The organism is Micromonospora sp. NPDC003944, from assembly GCF_053605225.1.
The window spans coordinates 1-3,316 of the sequence record NZ_JBSGIV010000137.1 but is presented as its reverse complement, the minus strand read 5'-3'; the positions used below and the strand labels follow the sequence as shown (position 1 = coordinate 3,316).

The 3,316-nt window shown below is 68.5% G+C and carries 1 protein-coding gene; it reads right to left on the bottom strand.

All coding sequences use genetic code 11. From position 1 onward, the window contains the following. A partial coding sequence (fdh, locus tag ACWER9_RS31735; protein ID WP_452305310.1) for a formate dehydrogenase occupies window positions 1-2,846 on the bottom strand: 2,846 nt, incomplete at its 3' end. Window positions 2,847-3,316: the final 470 nt, after the last annotated feature.

Here is a 3,316-nt window from a genome sequence, read left to right as displayed (position 1 = left end):
TGCAACTCGGCGAGCGGTGACACGGTCCGGCTCATCCCCCCGGCGGTGTGGTGCTCGGTGAGTCGGCTGACCGTGAACACGTACGGGAACACCTGGGCGTGCTCCTGCGGCGGGCTCGGGTTCACCGAGTTCACCGGGTGCGCGTACATCTTGCGGGTCGGGTTGGCCTGCTGACCGTAGAGCGGGTTACGCACCGGCGACTCCACCGGCTCGTAGTGCGTCGGCAGCGGGCCGTCCAGGACACCGCTTGGCGCGTACAGCCAGCCCTTACCGTCACCCTGCATGATGAACGGGTCGTCGCCGGCGATGCCCTCCGTCCCGGACGCCCCGGCAGGCGGCCGGTACGACGGCGGTTTGGTCTTCTCGAAGTCCGGCACGTCGTAGCCGGTCCACTCGCCCTTCCCCGCGTCCCACCACACGTAACGCTTGCGCTCGGACCACGGATTGCCGTCCGGGTCGGCGGACGCGCGGTTGTAGAGGATCCGCCGGTTCGCCGGCCACGCCCAACCCCACTCCGCGGCCACCCAGTCCTGCTCGTGCCGGGACCTGCGCCGGGCCGCCTGGTTGACGCCGTCGGCGTACACCCCGCTGTAGATCCAGCAGCCGATCGCGGTGGAGCCGTCCGGGCGGGCCTCGGCGAAACCGGACAGCGGACGGCCGGTCGCCACGTCGTACCCGTTGATCTCCCGCAGCACCGCCTCGGCGCTCGGCTCCTCGTGCGGACCGTGCGTCGGGTAGTCCCAGGCAAGGTCGAGCAGCGCCCGGTCACGCGGCAGATCCGAGGCGGCGAGCTTCTCCCGCAGTTTGCGGCCCAGGTGGTAGAAGAACCACAGCTCGGAGCGGGCGTCGCCCGGCGGCTCGACAGCCTTCTCCCGCCACTGCAACAACCGCTGCGTCTGGGTGAACGTGCCCTCCTTCTCCACATGCGACGCGGCGGGCAGGAAGAACACCTCCGTGCGGCACTCCTCCGGCACCAGTTCCCCGGTGGCGACCTCGGGGCCGTTCTGCCAGAACGTGGCACTCTCGATCATGAACAGGTCACGGACCACCAACCAGTCGAGGTTGGCCATCCCGAGCCGCTGCGCCCGACCGTGCGCGGAGCCGACCGCCGGGTTCTGACCGAGCAGGAAGTACCCCTTGATTTTTCCGTCGATCATGTTCAGGACCTGCTGGTACGTCCCGTGGTCACCGGTCAGGCGGGGCAGGTAGCCGTAGCAGAAGTCGTTCTCCGGCGTCGCCGCGTCACCCCAGTACGCCTTCAACAGGCTCGCCGCGAACGACCGCGCGTTGCCCCAGAAGCCCTTCTGGCCCGGGTGCCTGATGCTGTTCACCCACTCGTCGAAGGTCGGGTGGTCGGCGTGGTGCGGCATCGGCAGGTAACCCGGCAACAGGTTGAACAGCGTCGGGATGTCGGTGGAACCCTGGATGCTGGCATGCCCGCGCAGGGCCATCACCCCACCACCCGGGCGACCCATGTTGCCCAACAACAGTTGGATGATCGCGCCCGTGCGGATGTACTGCACACCCACACTGTGCTGCGTCCACCCCACCGAATAGATCAGCATCCCGGTACGCTCGCGACCCGAGTTCTCCGTCCACGCCCGCGCCAACTCCAGGAACTGCTCCTGCGGGATCCCGCAGACCCGCTCCACCATCTCCGGCGTGTAGCGGGCGAAGTGTCGCTTGAGGATCTGGTAGACGCAGCGCGGGTGCTGCAACGTCTCGTCCCGCTGAGTCTGCCCGCCGACCTCCGCGCCGTGCGACTCGTGCTCCAGACCGGCGGCGGTGTCCCGCTCCTTCGCGGTGTGTCCGCTGCCCGAGGAGCCCTCATGCCCCTCGTACTGCCAACTGTCCTGCACGTACGTGCCGGTCGCCGGGTCGAACCCGGAGAAGAACCCGTCGCCGTCCTCGGTGTCGGTGAACTGCTCGCTGACGATCGTGGCGGCATTGGTGTACGAGAGCACGTACTCCCGGAAATCCAGCTCGTTGTCCAGGATGTAGCGCACCACCCCACCGAGCAGCGCGATGTCCGTGCCCGCCCGGATCGGCAGGTACGTGTCCGCGACCGCACTGGTCCGGGTGAACCGCGGGTCGACGTGGAAGACCTTCGCCCCCCGCCGCTTGGCCTCCATCACCCACTGGAAACCCACCGGGTGCGCCTCAGCCATGTTCGAACCCTGGATGACGATGACGTCAGCATTGGCGATGTCCTGCTGGAAATCCGTCGCACCGCCACGACCGAAGCTGGCCCCCAGACCGGGGACGGTGGCGGAGTGTCAAATACGGGCCTGGTTCTCGATCTGGAGCGCCCCCATCGCGGTGAACAACTTCTTGATGAGGTAGTTCTCCTCGTTGTCCAGCGTCGCCCCACCCAGACTGGAGAAACCAAGCGTCCGGTTGAGCGGCCGGCCCTGCGTGTCGACGTCCTCCCAGGTCTGCTCGCGGGCCGCGAGCATCCGGTCGGCGATCATGTCGAGCGCGGTGTCGAGCTCCAGGTCCTCCCACTGCGTCGAGTACGGACGCCGGTAACGGACCGTCGTCTGCCGCAACGGACTGGTGACCAGGCTCTTACTCGCCGAACCCTTCGGGCAGAGCCGACCCCGCGAGATCGGGCTGTCCGGGTCGCCCTCGATCTGACTGACCTGCCCGTCCTTGACGAACACCCGCTGGCCACAGCCAACGGCGCAGTAAGGACAGACCGAGCGGGCGACGCTGTCGGCGGTCTCGGTCCGAGCGGTGAGCGCTCGGGACCCGGCGGACTTCGCCGCCGCACCCCGGCCCAGCGGGTCCGTGCCGGTGAGCTGCCGGTAGACCGGCCAACCCTCGATGAAGGTACGCAGACCCAACCCCGACACCCCCTCCCACGCGAGCGACCCCCTGAACATAGGGCACCTGAGACAGGTTCGCGAACCGGGGATACGACAGCACCGCCCCCGGCCTTGTGGGCCAGGGGCGGCGCTGGTGTCGGTGTGCAGGTCGCCTCTCGGCGAGTGGCACGACGCGGCTCCAGCCGAACGGTATTCCGCGAGGGCGATATTAGGTGAGGCCCGGGGACACTGAGTCACACCGACACCGTCCACAACCAGCCCTGGCCCGACGTTGTTCCCGCACCAGCCGCCCATCCCCCGGCGAGATCTTGGACAGTTTCCGTTCTGGGCGGACGGTAAGTGTCCAAGATCTGCGGGTGCGGAGCGTGGAAAGGCCGCTGGCCGGCACCCCGGCACCGGCCTGGTGCTGCACTCGGGGCGTGGCTCCGCACTCGGTCGGGTGCTGCCGGACAAGTCGGTGCGTCTGGTCCGGGGCGACCGGGAGGCGT